General features: G+C 68.8%; 23 protein-coding genes. 16 read left to right on the top strand and 7 right to left on the bottom strand.

Features of this window, described 5'->3' with window-relative positions; genetic code table 11:
• The first annotated feature begins 47 nt into the window (after positions 1 to 47).
• From P0W64_RS15055 to P0W64_RS15005, 11 genes are all read left to right on the top strand, one after another.
• Complete coding sequence (locus tag P0W64_RS15055; RefSeq protein WP_343232864.1) at positions 48 to 1,553, top strand: terminase family protein; 1,506 nt, start codon at positions 48 to 50, stop codon at positions 1,551 to 1,553.
• Between the two features lie 176 nt (positions 1,554 to 1,729).
• On the top strand, positions 1,730 to 2,260 hold the full coding sequence (locus P0W64_RS15050; protein WP_275480953.1) for an MmpS family transport accessory protein: 531 nt from the start codon (positions 1,730 to 1,732) through the stop codon (positions 2,258 to 2,260).
• A 371-nt stretch (positions 2,261 to 2,631) separates the two neighbouring features.
• On the top strand, positions 2,632 to 2,856 hold the full coding sequence (locus P0W64_RS15045) for a helix-turn-helix domain-containing protein (RefSeq protein ID WP_275480952.1): 225 nt from the start codon (positions 2,632 to 2,634) through the stop codon (positions 2,854 to 2,856).
• A gap of 266 nt (positions 2,857 to 3,122) precedes the next feature.
• Positions 3,123 to 3,431, top strand: coding sequence for a hypothetical protein (locus tag P0W64_RS15040; protein WP_275480951.1), 309 nt, complete (start codon positions 3,123 to 3,125; stop codon positions 3,429 to 3,431).
• Complete coding sequence (locus P0W64_RS15035; RefSeq protein WP_275480950.1) at positions 3,428 to 3,625, top strand: hypothetical protein; 198 nt, start codon at positions 3,428 to 3,430, stop codon at positions 3,623 to 3,625. The genes P0W64_RS15040 and P0W64_RS15035 overlap by 4 nt, the downstream gene beginning before the upstream one ends.
• Positions 3,622 to 4,329 (top strand): hypothetical protein, encoded by a 708-nt coding sequence (locus P0W64_RS15030; RefSeq protein WP_275480949.1) that lies wholly within the window; start codon positions 3,622 to 3,624, stop codon positions 4,327 to 4,329. The genes P0W64_RS15035 and P0W64_RS15030 overlap by 4 nt, the downstream gene beginning before the upstream one ends.
• An 84-nt stretch (positions 4,330 to 4,413) precedes the next feature.
• A complete protein-coding gene (locus P0W64_RS15025; RefSeq protein WP_275480948.1) occupies positions 4,414 to 4,962 on the top strand; it encodes a hypothetical protein in 549 nt (182 codons plus the stop codon).
• A 31-nt stretch (positions 4,963 to 4,993) separates the two neighbouring features.
• Positions 4,994 to 5,659: a hypothetical protein gene (locus tag P0W64_RS15020; RefSeq protein ID WP_275480947.1), complete on the top strand. Its 666-nt coding sequence runs from the start codon at positions 4,994 to 4,996 to the stop codon at positions 5,657 to 5,659.
• 69 nt (positions 5,660 to 5,728) lie between these two features.
• A complete protein-coding gene (locus P0W64_RS15015) occupies positions 5,729 to 6,166 on the top strand; it encodes a hypothetical protein (RefSeq protein ID WP_275480946.1) in 438 nt (145 codons plus the stop codon).
• 349 nt (positions 6,167 to 6,515) lie between these two features.
• Entirely contained in the window at positions 6,516 to 7,097 is a 582-nt protein-coding gene (gene def, locus P0W64_RS15010; RefSeq protein ID WP_275480945.1) for a peptide deformylase, read from the top strand.
• Positions 7,098 to 7,217: 120 nt separating this feature from the next.
• Positions 7,218 to 7,787 carry a hypothetical protein gene (locus P0W64_RS15005; protein ID WP_275480944.1) on the top strand — a complete coding sequence of 190 codons (570 nt, stop codon included), beginning with the start codon at positions 7,218 to 7,220 and terminating at the stop codon, positions 7,785 to 7,787.
• A 503-nt stretch (positions 7,788 to 8,290) separates the two neighbouring features.
• On the opposite strand, the gene P0W64_RS15000 is transcribed toward P0W64_RS15005, so the two are convergent.
• Together P0W64_RS15000 and P0W64_RS14995 are read right to left on the bottom strand one after the other, a co-directional pair.
• On the bottom strand, positions 8,291 to 9,685 hold the full coding sequence (locus P0W64_RS15000) for a DUF2252 domain-containing protein (protein ID WP_275480943.1): 1,395 nt from the start codon (positions 9,683 to 9,685) through the stop codon (positions 8,291 to 8,293).
• A gap of 18 nt (positions 9,686 to 9,703) precedes the next feature.
• Positions 9,704 to 10,177 carry a VOC family protein gene (locus P0W64_RS14995; RefSeq protein ID WP_275481016.1) on the bottom strand — a complete coding sequence of 158 codons (474 nt, stop codon included), beginning with the start codon at positions 10,175 to 10,177 and terminating at the stop codon, positions 9,704 to 9,706.
• A 27-nt stretch (positions 10,178 to 10,204) separates the two neighbouring features.
• Here P0W64_RS14995 and P0W64_RS14990 point away from each other — a divergent pair, with 27 nt between their 5' ends.
• Positions 10,205 to 11,026: a helix-turn-helix domain-containing protein gene (locus P0W64_RS14990; protein WP_275480942.1), complete on the top strand. Its 822-nt coding sequence runs from the start codon at positions 10,205 to 10,207 to the stop codon at positions 11,024 to 11,026.
• A gap of 62 nt (positions 11,027 to 11,088) precedes the next feature.
• Positions 11,089 to 11,910 (top strand): siderophore-interacting protein, encoded by an 822-nt coding sequence (locus P0W64_RS14985; protein WP_275480941.1) that lies wholly within the window; start codon positions 11,089 to 11,091, stop codon positions 11,908 to 11,910.
• Between the two features lie 7 nt (positions 11,911 to 11,917).
• On the opposite strand, the gene P0W64_RS14980 is transcribed toward P0W64_RS14985, so the two are convergent.
• A complete protein-coding gene (locus tag P0W64_RS14980; RefSeq protein WP_275481015.1) occupies positions 11,918 to 13,345 on the bottom strand; it encodes an FAD-dependent monooxygenase in 1,428 nt (475 codons plus the stop codon).
• 80 nt (positions 13,346 to 13,425) lie between these two features.
• Between P0W64_RS14980 and P0W64_RS14975 the strand changes: the two genes are divergently transcribed.
• Complete coding sequence (locus P0W64_RS14975; protein WP_275480940.1) at positions 13,426 to 14,043, top strand: TetR/AcrR family transcriptional regulator; 618 nt, start codon at positions 13,426 to 13,428, stop codon at positions 14,041 to 14,043.
• A 324-nt stretch (positions 14,044 to 14,367) separates the two neighbouring features.
• Here the strand turns inward: P0W64_RS14975 and P0W64_RS14970 are convergent, their stop codons facing one another.
• The 3 genes from P0W64_RS14970 to P0W64_RS14960 all read right to left on the bottom strand — a co-directional run bounded on the left by P0W64_RS14970 (position 14,368) and on the right by P0W64_RS14960 (position 16,121).
• The gene (locus P0W64_RS14970; RefSeq protein ID WP_275480939.1) at positions 14,368 to 15,168 is read right to left on the bottom strand and encodes a DUF1684 domain-containing protein; all 801 of its coding nucleotides are present in this window, start codon (positions 15,166 to 15,168) and stop codon (positions 14,368 to 14,370) included.
• 141 nt (positions 15,169 to 15,309) lie between these two features.
• Positions 15,310 to 15,786: an SRPBCC family protein gene (locus tag P0W64_RS14965; protein ID WP_275480938.1), complete on the bottom strand. Its 477-nt coding sequence runs from the start codon at positions 15,784 to 15,786 to the stop codon at positions 15,310 to 15,312.
• Entirely contained in the window at positions 15,783 to 16,121 is a 339-nt protein-coding gene (locus P0W64_RS14960) for a metalloregulator ArsR/SmtB family transcription factor (RefSeq protein WP_275481014.1), read from the bottom strand. The genes P0W64_RS14965 and P0W64_RS14960 overlap by 4 nt, the downstream gene beginning before the upstream one ends.
• A gap of 150 nt (positions 16,122 to 16,271) precedes the next feature.
• On the opposite strand from P0W64_RS14960, the gene P0W64_RS14955 reads away from it, so the two are divergent.
• Together P0W64_RS14955 and P0W64_RS14950 are read left to right on the top strand one after the other, a co-directional pair.
• Positions 16,272 to 17,054, top strand: coding sequence for a DUF4253 domain-containing protein (locus tag P0W64_RS14955; protein ID WP_275480937.1), 783 nt, complete (start codon positions 16,272 to 16,274; stop codon positions 17,052 to 17,054).
• Positions 17,055 to 17,293: 239 nt separating this feature from the next.
• Positions 17,294 to 17,530 carry a hypothetical protein gene (locus P0W64_RS14950; protein ID WP_275480936.1) on the top strand — a complete coding sequence of 79 codons (237 nt, stop codon included), beginning with the start codon at positions 17,294 to 17,296 and terminating at the stop codon, positions 17,528 to 17,530.
• A 46-nt stretch (positions 17,531 to 17,576) separates the two neighbouring features.
• Here P0W64_RS14950 and P0W64_RS14945 read toward each other — a convergent pair whose 3' ends face one another.
• Positions 17,577 to 18,899, bottom strand: a complete 1,323-nt coding sequence (locus P0W64_RS14945; RefSeq protein WP_275480935.1) for an MFS transporter — start codon at positions 18,897 to 18,899, stop codon at positions 17,577 to 17,579.

Below are 18,899 nucleotides of genomic sequence, written 5' to 3'. Positions count from 1 at the left end.
ATCCGGGATCAAGTTTCCACTGAATACGACCCGATTCGAAGCCGGTCGTGAGCACAGGCAAACAGTCGGCCGGCTCGGACTCGACGCGTACATACGTCGCCGTTCGTGCGCTGCGGACTGCACGCCGCCGTGTACCCGCACCGGGTCCGGCACAACTCGCCCGCCGCCTCGATCCGTCGTATCGGATCGTGCCCGCCACCGCCCTGCTGTCCGACCTCGCCGCGAGGTCCGTCCGCGAGCCCGACCGCCGCGACATCGTTTCGACACCACCTCGCGCTGGGAAGTCCCGACTACTCAGCATCTGGACTGTGGTGTGGGCACTGCACTCGGACCCTGATCGTGAAGTCCTGCTGACCTCGTACAGCGACGAGCTGGCGCAGTCGCACAGCCGCGAGGTCCGCGCCCTGATCCAGGAGCACGGTGCCGAGCTGGGACTCGCCATCGCCTCGGACAAGTCCTCGGTCGGGCGGTGGCGGATCGAGGGCCGACGCGGCGGACTACTTGCGGGTGGCATCAACAGCGGCGCTACAGGTTTCGGAGCGCACGTGCTCATCATCGATGATCCGATCAAGGACGCCGCCGAGGCGGACTCGGCCGCCCATCGCAAGCGCATCCTGAACGAGTTCCGCAGCACGTACTCGACCCGCGTCTATCCCGGCGGGTCCATTCTGTTGGTCCAAACTCGATGGCATGAAGCCGACCTCGCGGGCGCGTTGCTGGCCGACGAGCCAGAGCTGTGGAGCCGCGTCAACATCCCGGCCGTCGCCGAGGTCGGCATCCAGGATGCGCTGGGACGTGAGCCCGGCCAGGCGATGACCTCGGCCCTTGGATTCACTGCCGAGCACTTCGCCTCCGCGCGGCGTACCGCAGGTGAGAGGGCGTGGTGGTCTTTGTACATGGGCGAGCCGTCGTCGCCCGAGGGCGGGCTCGTCAAGCGGGAATGGTTCGATCAGTGGCGCATGGCGACGGCTCCCGTGGACCCGGTTCGCACCGTCGTCGCTGTCGATCCCGCCGACAGTGGACACGGCGACGATGCCGGAATCATCGCCGCGTCGGCCACCCGCGACGGCGTAGTGGCGCTGATCGCGGACCGCAGCGCGCCGATGACGAGCGACGCGTGGGCGCGCACCGCGCTGGAGCTGGCAGTGGAGGTCGGCGCATCGGAGGTCGCGGTCGAGGCGTTCGCGTCGCGCGAGACGTATCGCCGGATCATGCGCGAGGCGATCGAACGCCACCGCCGGAAGCACCCCGACACCGCGCCGATCAGGGTGTCGATGTGGCCCGAGAAGGGGCGCGGCGCGATGGGTGATGCGCTGGCCCGCAGCGGTGCGATGCTCCAGGCGTTCGAGACCGGCACGTGCCGGGTTGCTGGTCATCTTCCGAAGTTCGAGGAGCAGGCGCTGCGGTGGCAGCGGGGGCAGCACCAGCCGGACGGCCTCGCCGCCGCCGTGGTCGCCCACGATCTACTGGCCGCCGGCCAGGGCATGGTGCTCGGCCTGCCAACGAACGCGTCGGAGCGCGCGCGGATGCTGCGCCGCCGGATCACCGGCTGAGTGCCCCGGACGTGCGGCGAGGCTCGTTCTGCCGCAGGGACAGCGACTCCGTGCCGGGGGGCATGACGTTTGCGCACCGCCGGAATCGCTCGAAATACGTGGGTTGTCGGAAAATCGCACGGTGGGCATGTGATACAACTCACGTTCCTATCAAGACGATGGAGGAGGAGTCCGACATGTCCAACCCACCCCAGCAGCCCTACCCCTATCCGCCCCAGCAGCCCCCGCAACCACCGAAGAAGAAGCGGCGCAAGTGGCCGTGGGTACTGCTCGCGATCGTGGTCGTCATCGTCATCATCTCGGTCGCCTCGGGCGGCGGAGACAAGAAGGACGACACCACCACGAACGCGTCGGGCACCGTCGCGTCGGCAGCCCCGGAAGCGACCGGTGCGGCAGTCGCGCAGCCCACAACGAAGGCTGATACCGCAAAGGGCACCGTCGTCTACGAGGTCACAGCCGACAGCGGCGAGGCGAACAACATCACCTACTTCGGTGAGAACGCACAGCAGTCCCAGGCCAACGGCGTCGCCCTACCGTGGCGGTCCAAGCCGTTCAGCAAGTCGAAGACGACCATCAAGGGGGTCACCGCCCAGAACAGCGGCGACGGCACCATATCCTGCAAGATCATCGTGGACGGCAAGGTGCAGGCCGAGAACTCCTCCGAGGGGCAGTACGCGGTAGTGAGCTGCAACGGAAAGCTCTTCTAGCCCAACCGCACTCTGAGTCACGAGAGGCCACCAGACACTCGCCTGGTGGCCTCTCTGCATGTCTAACGCCTTGGATGCCCCGGCGACACACCGTGAAGCGGCACGCCCTGAACGGCACGTAGCCCGACCGCGAACGCGACGCAGCCCGCTGGTTCGGCATGACCCCGAGAACCAGCGGGCTGCGGTGCGTCCGCGCGGGAGGGGGCCTGCCATGCCTGCAGGCGCCGCGCGGAGCTGCGATAGAGACTACCCGCCAACCGCTGCATGATCTCTCCGCGACGCGGAGTTCACCTACCAATGTCGGTGAACTGCATGGCTTTTCGGTTCTGTAGTCCTTGACCTGTGCACTCCTGCGATCTACTCTCAACACCATGAACACACCGACGGTCCACACGGACACCGCGCCGTCGCCGGTCGGTCCGTGGCTGACGACCCCGGAAGCCGCTGAGCGACTACGGGTCTCGCGCTGGACGGTGCACGAGCTGGCACGCCGTGGTCGTCTACAGGCGTTCCGCCTCTCCCCGGGTGGCCCTCTTCGGTTCAAGGTCGCCGACCTCGACGCGCTGCTTGTCAGTGCTCGCCCGACCCCCGACTGACCGCTGACCCGGTTCGGGCCGGGCGGTGCTCGCATGGCGCCGTGCTCTCTCACCCGCGTCGTGCGGGCTCCGGCCGACCCGAATCCACTGCGGCGGCGCGGGTCTGGCCGCACCCGGAGCGGCGGGCACGTCGACTCGATGTTCACTCGCCCGGATGTCCCGCCGCTCCACTCAAACGTCCCTGTCACTACTATCCCCGCTGCTCGGAGCCTCGGCCGCGCGGCGGGAACACAACCGAATCCCACACTGATGCAAGGGAATACACCATGCCTACCGAGCGCACCCCTGACCAGGCCAACACCGGCCGCCACCCCGAGATAGAGGCCGCGATCCTCGCGGCCGTCGCCGAGATCGGCGACTTCGATCTGATCCCGCTCGCACCACTGCGGCGATTCCTGCCGATTCCACCCGGTGCTGATCGCGCGTGGACGTGCACCGAGGCTCTGGCCGATCTCGTTGCGCGCGAGCACATCTACGCCACCAAGATCGGCGGGGCCACGTTCCTGGGCCGGATGACCGAGGCGCACCGCGCACGCCTGCACGCCGCACGCATCCCGTTCAGGAGGGCAGCGTGAGCGCACCCACCGTCGACCGCACCGACACGGTGGCTGACGTGCTCGTGGACGCGTACTGCAACGCTCGGCCGCGACCCTGCCGCGACGCCTTCGCTGCCCGGATGCGCCGGGTGCTCGACCTGCTGCTCGACGGGCACACCGACGCTGCGGCCGACCTTGCTTCCCGCCCGTTCGACACCAGGAGGACCCCATGAGCGCGCCCTACATCCGGCCGCGTGACTACAGCGCGATGCGCGAGCCCGCTATGCCCACCGATCCTGGAGCGCTGCGTGAGCGGCGTCGGCGTCGGCAACCCGTCGTCCTCGGTGGCGGCTGGGACTTGGCCCACGAGGTCGCGGATATCGTGACCCCCTTGGCGCGCCGCGTCGCCGACGAGCCCGCACCCTCCGCGTACATGAGATCAGTTCTCGCAGTGCTCGACGCCAGTGCCGAGGTCGTGCACGTCGCGTCCGCGATCGTCGCGGAATCCGCTGCGCGCCGAGACGTCGCTGTTCTTCCCTACGAGCAGCAGCGCCGTGCGCGGCGTGCCCTGGCGGCACTTGCGCCCAGGCCAGAACTCCCCGTCGTCCATGACCGCGACCTCGCTTCCGGCGACTGGGCCGAGGCGCTCACGGGGTACGCGGCTGCCAACGGCTTGAGCGACCAGTTGGCCGGCGTTCTCGGCCGGGCACGGACGTCGGATCTGAACGGCGAGCCATCGATCTCGGACCGGATCGTCACTGTGCTGCGCGAGCTGGATTCTGCGGGCCTGAGTCTGTCTCGGAAGCTCGACAAGGCCCAGTTCAATCGGGAGACCTACGGCCCCCCGACCCGCCCGAACCCCCAGTCCACCGAGGTCGAGGCCGCTCGCCGCGAACTCCAGGAACTGGGCCTCGAGGCGCCCTCTCCTACGCCTTGAGCCCTCCGGTGCGGCGGCGGGCGTGGCTCCGGGCCCCCGCCGCCGCACCGGCCCCACAACACGACTAGAACAGGACGGGACCCGATGACCACGATGACCGAGCCCCAGGTACGCGCGGCCGTCGAACGCGTACGGCGACAGCAGCGGCTCGCGCTGGCGTACCACGAGGCTGGGCATGCCGTCGCGGCCGTCCTCCTGGGCGGCCAGGGCATCAGCGCGCGGCTGCGCGACGACGACCTGGAAGGCGAGACTGCCATGTCACATCTGGACGAACATCGGCAGCCTGACGTCGGCTGGGCGGGGCCGTACGCCGAAGCCCGGTTCCGTCGCGGCCGCCGACCCGGGTACTACGAAGTGCGGAACCTGCTGGACCAGAACCCGCACGATGAGGCGTTGATCGCGGCGGCGGGTCCGGCCCCCGACTTCGCGTACGTCGAGCAAGTCGTTGATCGATGCTGGCCTGCCATATCCCGCGTGGCACGCGCCCTCGCCAGCGCGGGCGAGGTCGACCACGGCGGCGTGCTGTTCGCCCTGGGCGCCTACGGGTCGCGACGGAAGACGTCGCACACACTGGCTCTCGTCCGCTCGGGCTGGGCACCGGGTGAACTCAAGGTCTCGGTGCGGACGCTGTAGACCTCCGCGCAAAGTCCGCCATACTTGCGCGGTGGACACTTCGCGCAGTTGGTTCGTGCCGCTTGCTGGTCCCGTTACGGCGGCCTCGATTGCCGCTGCGGTTGCGCTCGGACTCGCTCTCGCAGGGCCAGGCCGCTATTTCGGGTGGCGGCTCCAAAAAGTCTTGGATCTGCTCGACAAGATGAAGCTTGATCAACTACCCGAGCTTGCGGTCGAGCGTCGAGAACTGTGCGCTGAGGCGCGCCGCCTCTCTAAACGTGTGGCGGCGTATCACCGAGTCCCGACCGAGTGGTCGATGTACGCGCTCGCGGTCGCTGGCTACGGAATCTTCTTGACAGCCATGGTCGTGCTCCCCCGGTGGAAGCCGTACGGATGGCTGCTCTGGAGCGTGCTGGGCGTCCTCGGCTTCATCGCGGCCGAGAGCATATACGCGTTCAGCAGCTCGGTCATGATGACCCGGGAGGAACGGTTCAGGTTTGTCCGCGAGGGGATGCCCGACGATTTCCGGCGGCGAGACGCACGCCGACCCGCATGGCTGTCACCGAAGCCGAGCCGATGGGAGCAGTCAGAACCTCCACGCTCTGCACCCACATGGTTGTACTGGCTCCCGTGGGTACTGTCATCTGATATCAGGCATGCCAAAGGGCTCGACGGCGAAGAGGAACCGCAGGAGAGACCAGGTGGTTCGGCTGCCTGAGCGACGTCCGGTGGAATCTTGCGCGAAGTTCGTCCCCGCGCCCACCCGCGCGCCATAAGCTCACGGTCCATGACCGAGGACACCTGGAGCACCCGCGACGTACCCGTACTCCGCGCGGTGGTCGAGCTGTACGAACAGACCGGCCAAGCTGTGCAAGTCGGTGAGATCGCGAGAGCCACCGACTTCGACCAGGACACTGTTCAGCGTGCGATACGGGCACTCATGCGGCAGCCGTACTTCGAGAAGACGCAAGGGGCGTCGGGCGGCCAGATCATGCGCGTGGGCGCGCCGACGGGCGATGCGCTGCGGGTCGTCGGGCAGTGGCCGACGCCGGAGAACCAACTTGATCGGCTGATCGCCGCGTTCGAAGCGATGGCGGAGGACGACTCCGAACCTAAGGAGCGGCGGAGCATGGCCAAACAGATCGGGCTCTGGCTGTCCGGCGCCGCGACGCAGGTCGCCCTCGATGCCCTCGGCGGCGCCGGTGGAAACATGCTCTCGGGGTAGCGCTCTCACGCGCCGACAGCGCGCCGCCAGGTTGCCAACAGCTTGCCAAGACACGTCCGAACACCGTGGACACGATGCTACGTACTGAACGCCGCCAACGCCGTGACCTGCACATATTCAAACTGGACGGACGTAGTTGCTCCTCGTTCGGCGCTCTGGGGGTCAAGTGGTCGCAGGTTCAAATCCTGTCAGCCCGACACCAGAACCCCCTCCGACCGATATCGGAGGGGGTTTCGTGTATCTCACGGCACACAGCAGCGCCCGCCGACAGGGTCGCTCGGAACGATCAGGCTCGTCTGCACCGATGTCGCGGGTTGTCACGCCGCTACGCGAAGAGCAGGCTGGGCACATGCCCGTCTCTGAACTGCTGCGCCTCGGCTCGCCACGTCCCATCGTGCGTTGGAGTGCGCCTATCCTGCACGAACCCGCGCGCCCGGTAATGGATTTCGGACCGGAGTTGCAGCAGCTCCTCGCTGATATGTTCGCCACGAACACCGCCGCCCACGGAGCCGGGGTCGCGGCCCAACAGGTGGGCGTCGCGCTCGCGGTGTTCGTATACGACTGCACGGACGAGAGCGGCACCAGGCGCACGGGCGTCGTCTGCAACCCGAAGGTCGACGTCGCGGAGGGCGCGCACCGTCGTCTCGTCGACTACGACGACGGCTGCCTCTCGCTGCCCGGCGCCTATGCCGAGCTCGCGCGGCCCTCGACCGCCACATGTCGCGGCTTCGACCAGTGTGGCGACCCGATCGAGATCACGGCAGGCGGCACCCTCGGACGGTGCTTGCAACACGAGACCGATCACACGAACGGCATCGTGTTCGGCGACCGCCTTTCGACCCGCAGGCGCAAGCGTCTGTACCGCGACCACGAAGGACTCGCTGATATGTACCCGGCCGATTGGCCCGTGCAGGCGACGGACGCAGACTGATACCTGCCGTCGGCTCCGTGACGCTCGCGGGGAGTCCGCTGTGAAACCGCTGCGAGCGCGCCCGCGCGCACCTACCACCGCGTAACGTCGGGCCATGCATCTCGTCCCGGAGGCTGTGCAGTGAGCACGCAGCCCATGCCCGCCGAGCCGACCGGGCCCAGCCCCGCCCCGTCGATGCGAGAGCCCGGCCCGCCTGAGCCGCGGGGTCCACGCCGCTGGCCGTGGATCGTGGGCATCGTCGCCGCATTCGTCGTCGGCCTGGGTATCGGCATCCTGTCGAGCCCGGGCGAGTCGTTCCAGTCCGCGGCCGACGGCGGCCCACCGATGACGGTCACACAGACCGAGGAGGCTGCTCCGACGACCACCTCTCAAGCGACGTCGGACGACGACACGGCCACGGACACGACCGATAGCACCACGACCGACACCACCACGACGGACACGACCACGACCGAAGGCGCCGACCTCTCCGGCGACGGCTACTACACCGTCGGCGACGACATCCAGCCGGGCGAGTACCGGTCCGACGGCGGCGACTCGTGCTCGTGGACCCTGTACTCCGACAGCCGTAGCGGCGGCGAGCAGGTCGTCGACAGCGATACCCCGTCCGGCAGCACGACGGTGACCATCCACTCGTCCGACAGCCGGTTCGAGACCCAGGGCTGCGCTTCCTGGTCTCGGGTGGATTGACCCCGCGTCGCCGCCCGCGGAGCGGCGCACGTGCTGTCGCGAACGGCCACGAGCAGCACCGCACCGTCGACCGAGGCGGGTACCTCCGCGCGTACCCGTAGCCGCCCGCCCGCGCGGCCGCGAAGCACCACCTCGGCCATCCGCGCCCCGGCCAACCGGCACCCGGACCAGGCCAGGTCTACGGCGACGACGCCGGCCGGCAGGGCCCCGTCGACGTCGCACCATACCGTCGCGCCTGCCCGCACGACGCGCACAGTCCGGCACACCACGAGCGGCCCGTATCTGCCGGGTGCCAGCCGCGCGGCCGGCCTCCCACCGACGATCACGTCGTCCCCGTCCATCGCGGTCCCTCGGGGCCACGCGTCTCCGAACGTCCGGGCGACACCGGCTCGGGCCACCGAGGGCAGGATCTCCGACAACGTCACGACCCCAGGTCTACGCGAACATCGCTGCAGCGGAAAGGATCCGGGGCGTCAAGGTTCCGTCAAGACCGCGTCCGCGACTCAGTCGCCCTCACCCGCCGACACGAGCCGCCCCGAGCGCACGGCGGCCTGCGTCGCCTCGTAGTCCCGTTCGTTCTGGTCGGCGTATGCCACGGCGAACGCGCCGATCGCCTCGTCGAACCGCGTGCCCTTGCCGAGGTACCCGGCCGCCACGGCGGCGCGCGGCGACTGCGAGTGGGCGCGAGCGAGCAGGCGCGCGCACACCTCGCAGTACTTCTCGAACAGACTCGGCCCGAGTTCCTCCGTTGCGACCGACCCCTTCATGTCGCGGAACTGCCGCCAGTAGTAGTCATGGCCGGCGATGGTCGGTGTCCAGCCGAGGAAGGGATCCGACTGGGCCTGCAGTACCTGCTGCCCGGCCACGACACGGTAGCTGTGGCGCCCCGCGCTCTCATCTGGAGCCCCGGGGACGACCACGCCCGCGCCCAGTCGCCCATAGGTCTCGAGCACCGACGCCGCCGCCTCCTTGACCTGCAAGAAGAGCGTCTCCCCGGAAGGCCCGCCGAGCAGCACGATCAGGCACCGCGTGCCGACGCTACCGACTCCGACGACACGCAGCGCGACGTCGAGGACCGTGAACTGGCTCATCACCATGGCGGCGTCGGGACGAAGCGATCGCACGTACGCCGCGAACACGTCGTCGAACCGGTCGATCACGCCGTTCGGCGCGGGCACCAGTAGCGGCGGGTCGGCGACGATGTGCCGTCGGCCGTTCTCTGCGACTGTGGTGATCTTCTCGACCACCCGCGCGGACGTCCGTCTACGGGCCTTCGCCGCCGTCTCCTCGACGACCTTCTTCAACGACTTCGAGCCGGCGGCGTCCAACAGCACGTCGACGTCCACGGAGTCGAAGTACCGCGCCAGTACGTCGGTCGCCATCAGTGAGCGGAGCGTAGCGCGGTACTCGCGTGCGGCATCCACGGCCGCATCCAGCGCTTGGTCCTCGCGGAAACCGTTGTCCCGCGCGGAGATCACGGCACTCGCCGCAAGACGCTTCACATCCCATTCGAACGGCGCGAAGCCTGTCTCGTCGAAGTCGTTGAGGTCGAACAGCAGTCGCCGCTCCGGCGACGCGAACAACCCGAAGTTGGCGATGTGTGCGTCACCGCATGCCAGAACGGAAGCCCCCGTCGACGGCCCCGCAGCGAGATCATGCGCCATGAGCGCTGCAGACCCGCGGAAGAAGGCGAACGGCGACTGCAGCATTCGCGCGACACGGACCGGCACCAGCGACGGGATGCGCGTCTCGTTCTGCCGCTCGATGACGGCGACGGGATCGCGTCCGTCGATCACCAGGTCCGCGTGCGCGGACCGCGGCACGTCGGCGCGACGGCCCCTACCATCCCGGCGCGCAGCCTCGTTGTCGGCTGAGGGCGTGGGGGCATCGACGGTCATTCCGTCATGGTATGCACTTCAGGAGTTCTGCTCGACCCATTCATCGACGCGCCGCTTCGCCTCGACCGGATCGACGTCCTCGACGCGTGTGAGGATCGCCCACCGGTGACCGAACGGATCCAGCACGGCGCCGAACCGGTCACCGGTCACGAATGTCGACGGCTCCTCGAAACCCTTCGCGCCGTGCTCGACGGCCTTCGCGAAGACCGCATCGACGTCCGGCACGTAGATCGCATACGAATGGTTGACCGCTGTCGTCCCATCGGGCGGCACGAGTGAGAACGACGGGGCCGGGTCCGACAACTGCAGCCGCCCGGTCCCGAAGTCGAGTTCCGCGTGCGCCACAGTCCCCGCCGGACCGTCGGTGATGTCGATGACGCTGGCGCCGAACACCTCTCGATAGAAGTCGATAGCGTCGCGCGCCGGCGAGACGACGAGGAAAGGGGTGATGGTCGTGTAGCCGTCGGGGCGGAAGTGCGGTGCGTCTGTCATATCGTCCATCGTCGCTAGGCTGACCCTGTGGGGTCTTGGACGAATCCGCCACCCGCCGCGGGGATACTGCGGCCCGAGAACGCGGGCGCGCTGTTCGAACTTCGTACCGCGCCTCCGCCGGCGCGCCTGGGGCGCTACGTCGACCTGTTCTGGTCGGTGCACTGGTCGCTGCGCGCGCCGCAGCAGCAACCCTCACAGGTGATCTCGTACCCCGTCGTCCACGTCACCGCGGAGACGGGTCCCGACCGCTACGGCCACGAGATGCCCGCCGAGCTCGTGCACGGCGTGGTGACGCGGCGCTTCGACATCACGCTGAGCGAATCGGGCTACTGCTACGGGATCCGATTCTCGCCGGGGGGCTTCACGGCCATCACCGGGCGGCCCGCACACCCGCTGACAGACCGCGTCGAACGTCTAGACGCCCCCGAGCTGGCGGCGGTGCACGAGGACCCGTCCCCGGGCGCCGCCCTCGAGCACCTGGTCGCCGCGGTGGACTCCCTGCACACCACCGATGACGACGGGCCCCTCGACATGGTTGCCACCCTGGAGCGAGACATCCGCGAGAACGCTGTGACGACGGTGGCGGACGCGGCCGCGCGGCACGGGCTGAGCGAGCGGACTGTGCAGCGGCTGCTGCGCACGCACGTCGGCGTCGGCGCACGATGGATGATCCGGCGGTGCCGCCTGCACGACGCGCTCACCGAGTTGCACGAGAACGGGGATGTCCGGCTCGCAGACCTCGCCGTCCGACTCGGCTGGTACGACCAGGCACATTTCACGCGAGACTTCACAACTGCCGTCGGCATCAGCCCCCACGCGTACGTCGCCCGCGACCCATCCCATAGGTAACCCTAAGAAGATCGGTAGGGTGGAGTCACATACCCCTAACGCCTAAGAGATTGAGACCGTCTATGACCGCACCGCGCCGTCCCCGGCCGCAGCACGTACTCACCGTCACCAAGTCCGAGGAGGTGAGCCGGCATCTCGTCCGCATCACGGCACGAGGCGACTCCCTCGCCGGCTTCGCCGACCCCGAGATAGAGGGCCTGCCCAACACCGACGCATACGTGAAGCTGCTGTTCGCGGACCCCGCCCTCGGCCTCGAGCCGCCGTACGACCTCGAATCGCTGCCACCCGAGCAGCGGCCGGTGACCCGCACATACACCGTCCGGCGGTTCGACCGCGCCGCCCGGGAACTCGCGATCGAGTTCGTCGTGCACGGCGACGAGGGATTGGCCGGACCGTGGGCCCAGCGCGCACAACCCGGCGACACGCTCGTCCTGATGGGCCCGGGCAGCGGCTACTCCCCCGACCCCGACGCATCCTGGCATCTGCTCGCCGGCGACCTCTCCGCGCTGCCGGCCATCGCGTCCGCGCTGGAGGACCTGCCCGACGGTGCACGCGGCAGCGCACTCATCGAGGTCGCCTCCGCCGACGACGCGATCGATCTGGTCCGGCCCGCCGGCCTCGAGATCGAGTGGCTGGTCAACCCCGACCCGTCGGATGCCGCCTACCTCGGCCAGGCGGTCGCCGACGCCGACTGGCCTGAAGACGTGTCTGAGGTGCACGTCTTCGCACACGGCGAGCGCGAGTCCATCAAGGCCGTACGGAAGGTACTCAAGGAGAAGGGGATCGATCGCGGGCGCCTGTCCATCTCCGGCTACTGGGCCCGCGGACGCGCCGAGCAGGAGTTCCAGGCCGAGAAGCGCACACCGATCGGACAGATCGACTAGACGTGGCCTAGGTGGTCACGCTCCACACGTACCCGTCCGGGCGGACGAGCACCGTCGTGCCCGGGCGGGCGTCGTAAGCCGCGGCAGCGTGCCCACCGGCATCCACGAGATCGCCAGGTTCGGTCGGGCTCCCGGCGGGGACGATCCGGTAGACATCAGGCCCGCCGGGCGCCTCTCCGCCGGGCGCCTCTCCGCCGAACGCAAGCCGCGTCGCGTGCGGGCCGCGGAAGAGCTGGAACAGCCGCACCGTGCCGCCGTCAGCGGTGACCAGGGGCGCATCGGGAGCGCGATCGCCCGACCGGAGCGTGCCCGTCCCCTCGGGTGCGAGCGGGCCGCCCCGGTAGGTGATATCGAGCTGCCGCGTGTCCTCGCCACGCACGTGGGCGTTCTCGTCGCCGTCGACGTACTTCTGGAGCAGCCCGCTCGTGATCCCGAGCATCCGCGCGGCGACCGTGCGCCGCTCGGTCTCGTAGCTTTCCAGGAGTTCGCGTGAACCTTCCGCAAGCTTCCAGCCCAAGTTGTACGCGTCCTGCACCCCGGTGTTCAGACCCTGCCCGCCCGTCGGGGGATGTACGTGCGCCGCGTCGCCGGCCAGGAATACCCGTCCGTCCCGGAAGCGCTGCGCTAGACGCACATTCGGCCGCCACACCGTCGACCACACGAGGTCGGACAGCACGACCCCGCCGCCGGAAACCGCGTCAAGCCTAGCCTGCAGGGCCGGCAGCGCGGTCTCGACGTCGAGCTCCCCGTCGCCCAGCGGCGAGCCGAACTGGAAGTAGGGCGTACCTGGCAGAGGGCTGAACATGATGCCGCGCATGGGATCCTCGGGGCTCCCGAACCAGTGGCCGTGATCCCGGTCGATGCCGTCGGCACTCACATCCCCCAGCAGCATGCGGATCGATTCGTCTGTGTTGCCTTCGAATGCGATCCCGAGCGCTTTACGGACAGTGCTGCGGCCGCCGTCCGCACCGACGAGGTGGTCCGCGCGGACCGTCTCGCCGGTTCCGAGCGTCGCGGTCACACCATCGGCGTCCTGCACGAAGGACACCAGTGGCGTACCGAGCTCGACCCGGATGCCGAACTCGGCCAGCCGGTTCCGCAGGATCGCTTCGGTCTGGGACTGCCCGAGGAACCACGCGCTCGGGTACGGCGTCGACGGTGTGGGCTCAGCCGGCTCGGCCATCTGCCGTTCGCCGACGACGTTGCCGCCCAGATGGATCCGGAACGGGACGGGCGCCATGCCCTCTGCGAGAACGGCGTCGAGCACACCGATGTCTTCGAAGACCTCGAGTGTGCGCGGCTGAATGCCGTCGCCGCGCGAGCCGACGAAGAACCGGTCCGCGCCGTCGACGATGCGCACGTCGACGCCCCGGCGTGCGAGGTCGATGGCGAGGGTGAGACCGGTGGGTCCGGCACCAGCGATGAGTACTTTCATGATCACTCCGATGAATTTATATTCAGTGAATTTGACTTCATCATGCGCTTGTTATCGTTGCCCGTCAAGAGGAGGTGACGATGGCGGGCAGACGGGAGCAGGCGGCGGCCGAGACCGAGGCGGCCCTCAAGGACGCGGCGCGGCGAGTGTTCGCGCGCAAGGGTTATCTCAACACCAAGATCACCGATATCACCGCCGAGGCCGGGCGCGCGGCCGGGTCGTTCTACAACCACTTCGCGAGCAAGGAAGAGTTGCTGCGGGCACTACTCTCCGACATCGCCGCTGCCGGCGACGAGAGCGCGCTGGCGGAAGGACACCTCACAGACTTCAGCGATCCCGCAGCGGTGCGCTGGCACGTGGCGCAGTACTGGAGCTTCTACCGCGAGCATGCGTCAACGATGCGTGCGCTCACGCAGGCCGCTCTCGTCAGCGACGAGTTCGCCCGCACCATGGCCGAATTCGGGACGACACAGGCCGCCGACGTGGCAGACCACCTAGACGGTGTGACCGCCGCGGGCCTGAGGCTACCGACGGGGGTGGAAGAGTCGATCGCTCTCATGTACCGGTTGCTCGACGGGTACGCGCAGATGTGGCTCGGCGGCCCCGCCCCGGCGGGCGCCAGTGCCCCCACGGACGACGAGGCCGTCGAGACCCTGACCCGCTTCGTGTACCGCGGTCTCACCGGCCGCGACTACTGACGGCGACACCGGCAACGGTGAGGCGGCGAGCCCGGGAGACGCCGTAGGCTGTGCGAACACCGTCCGGGAGGGGCGACGATGATGCACCTGTTCAGAGGGCGCAGAAGTGTGCACATCGCCGCCGCCTGCGTCGCCGTTGCAGTCACGACCGGCGGCGCATATCGCCCGGGACCGACTCGAGCGGTGCGGGCTACTCGGCGGACGGCCGCATCGACTGCCCAGGCGCTGCCACGTCCGACTTCGACCTCACCCGCGACAGCGCCACCGTAACTGCGCTGCGCGCCGGCTGGGCCGTCGCGCAGCGGAACGGGCCGAGCCCGTCGTCTACCCCCGCTCCAGCGGCGTCTGTTCCCCCGCGGTGACATCGAACGGCAATCGATTCCCTGCCGGCGGCAGTGGGCACGTCGCGAAATCGATGAACGCGCAGGGCAGGTTGGTCGCCCTGTTGAAGTCGAGTTCGACAGCGCCGCCCCGCGCGATCACGTCGTCGTCGACCGCCACCGCGAGGGTGCGGTTCGCGGCGTAGGTCGTGACCCCGGAGGTGCCGTCCGTGAACAGTACAGAGAGACCGGATCCCTTGCCGTTGAATGCGATCAGGCGGTGCTCGACGCCGGCACGCTCGATCACCAGTTCGCCCGGCGACTCGTACACGTGAGCGAGGCCCTCCGCCACTGCGCCGACGGTGACCGACCGCGGCGTCTCGTACGGCTCGAAGCGTGCGGGCAGCACCCATGCCTCGTCGGGCTCGAATGCCGGAACCCCGCGAAACGCGGCCACGACCGGCCCGGCGGGATCGTGCACGCGGATGAGGTAGCCGTCGCCGCGGCGCGCGACCTCGATCTGCTTCTCCCCCGCAGTCACCAGTTCGCCCGGCCCCGTCGGATGCAAGCGGAACTCGCGCCGTCCTGCGGGGTCGATGCCGTCACCGTCATCGGCGCGCAGGTAGGCGGTGTCGCCGTCGAACCACCAGGTCCCCGGGATCCCGTCGAACTGCTCGGGCTCCGGACCGAGCCACTCGAGCCGGGTGATCGAGAGCCAGCCGAGCGGCGCTGCGAGCGCGCGTTCGCGCTCGGCATGCCACTCGCGCCAGTCGGCTGCGAAACGGGTTGGTGATGCGGTGGTCATCGCGGGCTCCTGCCTAGGGGTCGTATCTCAGAGACAACACCCGCCGACCCCAAACCGCTTCCTATCGACTCACGATGAGTCCAGTCGGGTCGGGCCTCACCCGTGAGTCCAGTCGGGTCGGGCCTCACCCGTGAGTCCAGTTCAGCGGGTCAGCGCGGCGAACCGGTCGAGGTACAGCGGCCAACCGTTGCCCGAGTCGAGCCCGGTGAAGGCCTCCCACCCCTCGCCATGCCGGTCGAGATGCCGATGCTCCACGACGACGCGGGTGCGCTCGGGCGTCTCTGCGATGAACGAGATCTCGACCTCGCTCGCATGGGCGGGATCCGTCTCGAGCTGCCAACGCGGGCTGATGTCCCAGCTGATGAGCAGCCGCTCCGGCGGGTCGTAGGCGAGGACGCGCGCCCAGGCGCAAACGGTTCCGTCGGTGCCGATGTCGTGTACGGTGCCGCCGACACGGGGCTCCAGAACGGTGCGTTCGATGGGAACCGCCAGCAGGTTGTGCTCCCTGGGCTTGATCTCGTCGAATCGCTCGGTGAAGACACGGAACGCATGTTCGGCCGGGACGTCGACGGTGATCTCGGCTCGGACGGCCGTGTTGGTATCGGGTTCGGTGCTCATGGCTGTTGCTTCCCTTCGGTGGGTGTGTAGGTGCGTTCGGCGAGGTCCTTGAAGGTGGTGAGCGTCTGGCTCCAGTAGGTGTCGATCTCACGACATAGGCGTTCCAGCCCGTCAGGCCGCGGGCGGTACACGCGCTCGCGCCCCTTGGGATGGACCTCGACGAGGCGTGCGTCCAGCAGGACCCGCAGGTGCTGCGAGACGGCGGGCCTGCTGACCGGGAGCTCGCGTGCGATGTCCGTGACCGAGCAGGGCTCGCGGGCCACGCGCGCGAACACCCGCCGTCGCGTGGGGTCGCCGAGTGCGTACCAGGGGTCTACGGTCGAGGCGGACACAATACGTAAGTTATCACTTACGCATTGTCGCGTCCAGGGAACTGAACGACACGTCGACATGCGCCCGACTCGCGCGGTTCAGGTGCACCGGCATCGCCGCTGCGCTCAGATAGGCTCGGCGCGAGGCCCATTCGCGACGAGGGGATCACTACCATGTTCCAGTCCACTGCAGGCACTCTCCCTACCGACGGCACTCCGACGATCGCGGGTGTGCAACTGCCGAAGGGCCGCCGGATCACGGCGACCGGCGCCGACCAGCCCAGTCAGGTGGCGTGGGTCAGCGATGACATCCTCCCCGTCGACCAGCTCGAGCCCCTCGTGCGCAAGCTGGCTGCGGCGTTCCCCGACACCGGTCTCTGGCCACTTCGTGCCAGAGGGCTGGACGACGACGACCTCTCCCGCCCCTGGCACGACGGCGAACTCGACGGAGCCGATCCGCGCCAGGGGCTGCAGGCCCTGGCCGTGCTGTCCCGACCGCTCGAGGCGGGTGATGATGAGGAGGAGTGGGAAGAGGCCCAATCCGACGATCCAGAGCCTGCACTCACCCTGGCCGATCCGCTTCCCGGCCCCGATCTGACGGCCGATCAACTCGAGATCGACCACCCGGGTGGTCTGCTACTCGTGCCCGTCGCCCGGCCCGCCGACGTCGCCGCGGCCATCGGCTGGGCGGGCACCGTCAACGCGGGCCTGGGCGGCGGCGAACTCACCGCGGTGTTGCGCTCGTGGGAGGAGCGGTTCGGGGGCGTGCTCGTGGGCCTCGGATTCGACACGATGACAGTGCAGATCGCCCGACTTCCGCAGGGCGCGAACGAGATCCAGGCGATTCTCCGAGAGCATCACGCGTTCTGTGCGGACAACATCGATCAGGGACTCCCCGCCGATCAGTACGCAGAGGGACTGGCCGAGTGGATCCACTGGGACTTCTGGTGGGACTGATCCGCCGCGGTCACCGCAGGATGCGCCCGAACGCCCAGCCGACGCAAACGGCCACGAGCCAAGAGGCGAGGCCGAGCTCGATAGATGCGAGGCGACCCCGCCACGCCGACGAGCAGATCGCCCAGTCGGCGACAAGCCCGGAACAAGTAGAGCCCCCTAGCGTCGCGCTCAGTCCGGGACGCTCCCGGAGCCGGTCCGCTCCTGCGGTCCGGCGCCGCACCGCATCGAAGGGAACCAGAATGAAGCGCATCGTTATCGCCGCCGCCGGCGCCGCAGTGGCACTCGGCATCGTCGCCGCCCCGTCGGCATCCGCCGCTCCCCCGCACCCCCACGGGTGGGCCTGCCGCGGGATAGCGGCGACGGGCGGTTGGGCGAGCTCCTATATCCCGTGGGGCGAGGAATTCACCAACTTCGGTGCCGCGAAGCGCTTCCACCATGACACCGGTGCGCTTCGCGTCACGTGCACCGACCGCTGACGACGGGCACCTGATGGGCGGGTAGCGACGGCCACGAGCGCAGGAACTACACCGCGTCCAACGCCCGATCCCGCGCCGGGCGCACGAGCAGCAGGACAGACAGTCCCGCGATCAGGACGATCAGGATGCCGACGATGCCGGCGCGGTCGGCACCGAACAGGGCGATGAAGGCACCGAACAGCGTGGGCGCGATGAACGATGCAGCACGCCCCGTGGTCTGATACAGCCCGAACATCTGCCCCTCGTGTCCGGGCGGCGTCAGACGGGTCAGGAAACTGCGTGCAGACGACTGCGCGGGACCTACGAAGATCGTCAGCATCAGGCCGAACACCCAGAACATCGCCTCGCCGGACACGAGCAGCAGCGCTATGCCCGCGACGGTCATCGTGATCAGCGACACCACGATCACGGGCTTAGGCCCGTACCGATCGTCGAATCGACCCGCGACGAACGCCCCCGCCGCCGCGAACACATTCGCGACCACCCCGAAGATCAGGACCGTCGACGCAGCCATGCCGTACACCGTGGTCCCCAGCACCGCACCGAAGGTGAAGACCGCGGCCAAGGCGTCCCGGAACAGCGCCTGCGCCACCAGGAACACCACGACGTTACGATCCAGCCGCCACAGCTCGCGGATCGATGCGAACAGGTCCCGGTACGACCCGACGATGCCGAGCCGCGGTGCCGCGACAGGTTTCTCGCGCGGCAACACCAGCAGGACGGGGAGGGCCGAGAGTCCGAACCACAGCGCCGCGAGCACCGCGACCAGGCGGATGTTCAGCCCGTCCGACGTCGTCAGCCCGAGCAGCCCCCCGTCGCCGGCTATGAACCCGAAGTTGCAGACGAGTAGCAGCACGATGCCACCCAGGTACCCGCAAGCCCAGCCCACGCCACTGACCCGCCCGATCGTCCCGGGTGTCGACACCTGCCGCAACATCGCGTAGTACGGAACGTTCGACAGCTCATAGCAGACGGTGCCGAACGCGAGCAGGATCAAACCGAGCCACAGGTAGTGGTAGTCGTCCCGCACGAAGAAACAGCCCAGCGTACAGAGGAACACGAGCAGGCTCCACCAGCCGAGCGACCGCTTCCGGTTCCCGGCCATGTCCGAGCGTCGCCCCATCACCGGTGCGAGAACGGCGACGACGAATCCGGCCGCTGCCATAGACCACGACAACCAACTGGTCGCGCTGACCGGCCCCGGCAGGTCCTTCCCCACCGACGAGGTGAGGTAGACCGTGAAGACGAACGTCGTCATGACCGCGTTGAACGCGGCAGAGCCCCAGTCCCACGTGCACCACGCGGCGACCCACGACCGCGGCGGTGCCTCCTCCGCGGCCGTCACCCGCGAACCGCCGCCCCCGTCCAT

The sequence above is a fragment of the Tsukamurella sp. 8F genome, from assembly GCF_029167375.1.
In the GTDB taxonomy this organism is placed as follows: domain Bacteria; phylum Actinomycetota; class Actinomycetes; order Mycobacteriales; family Mycobacteriaceae; genus Tsukamurella.
The sequence above is the reverse complement of the archived record's forward strand: the minus strand, read 5'-3'. Positions and strand labels throughout refer to the sequence as shown.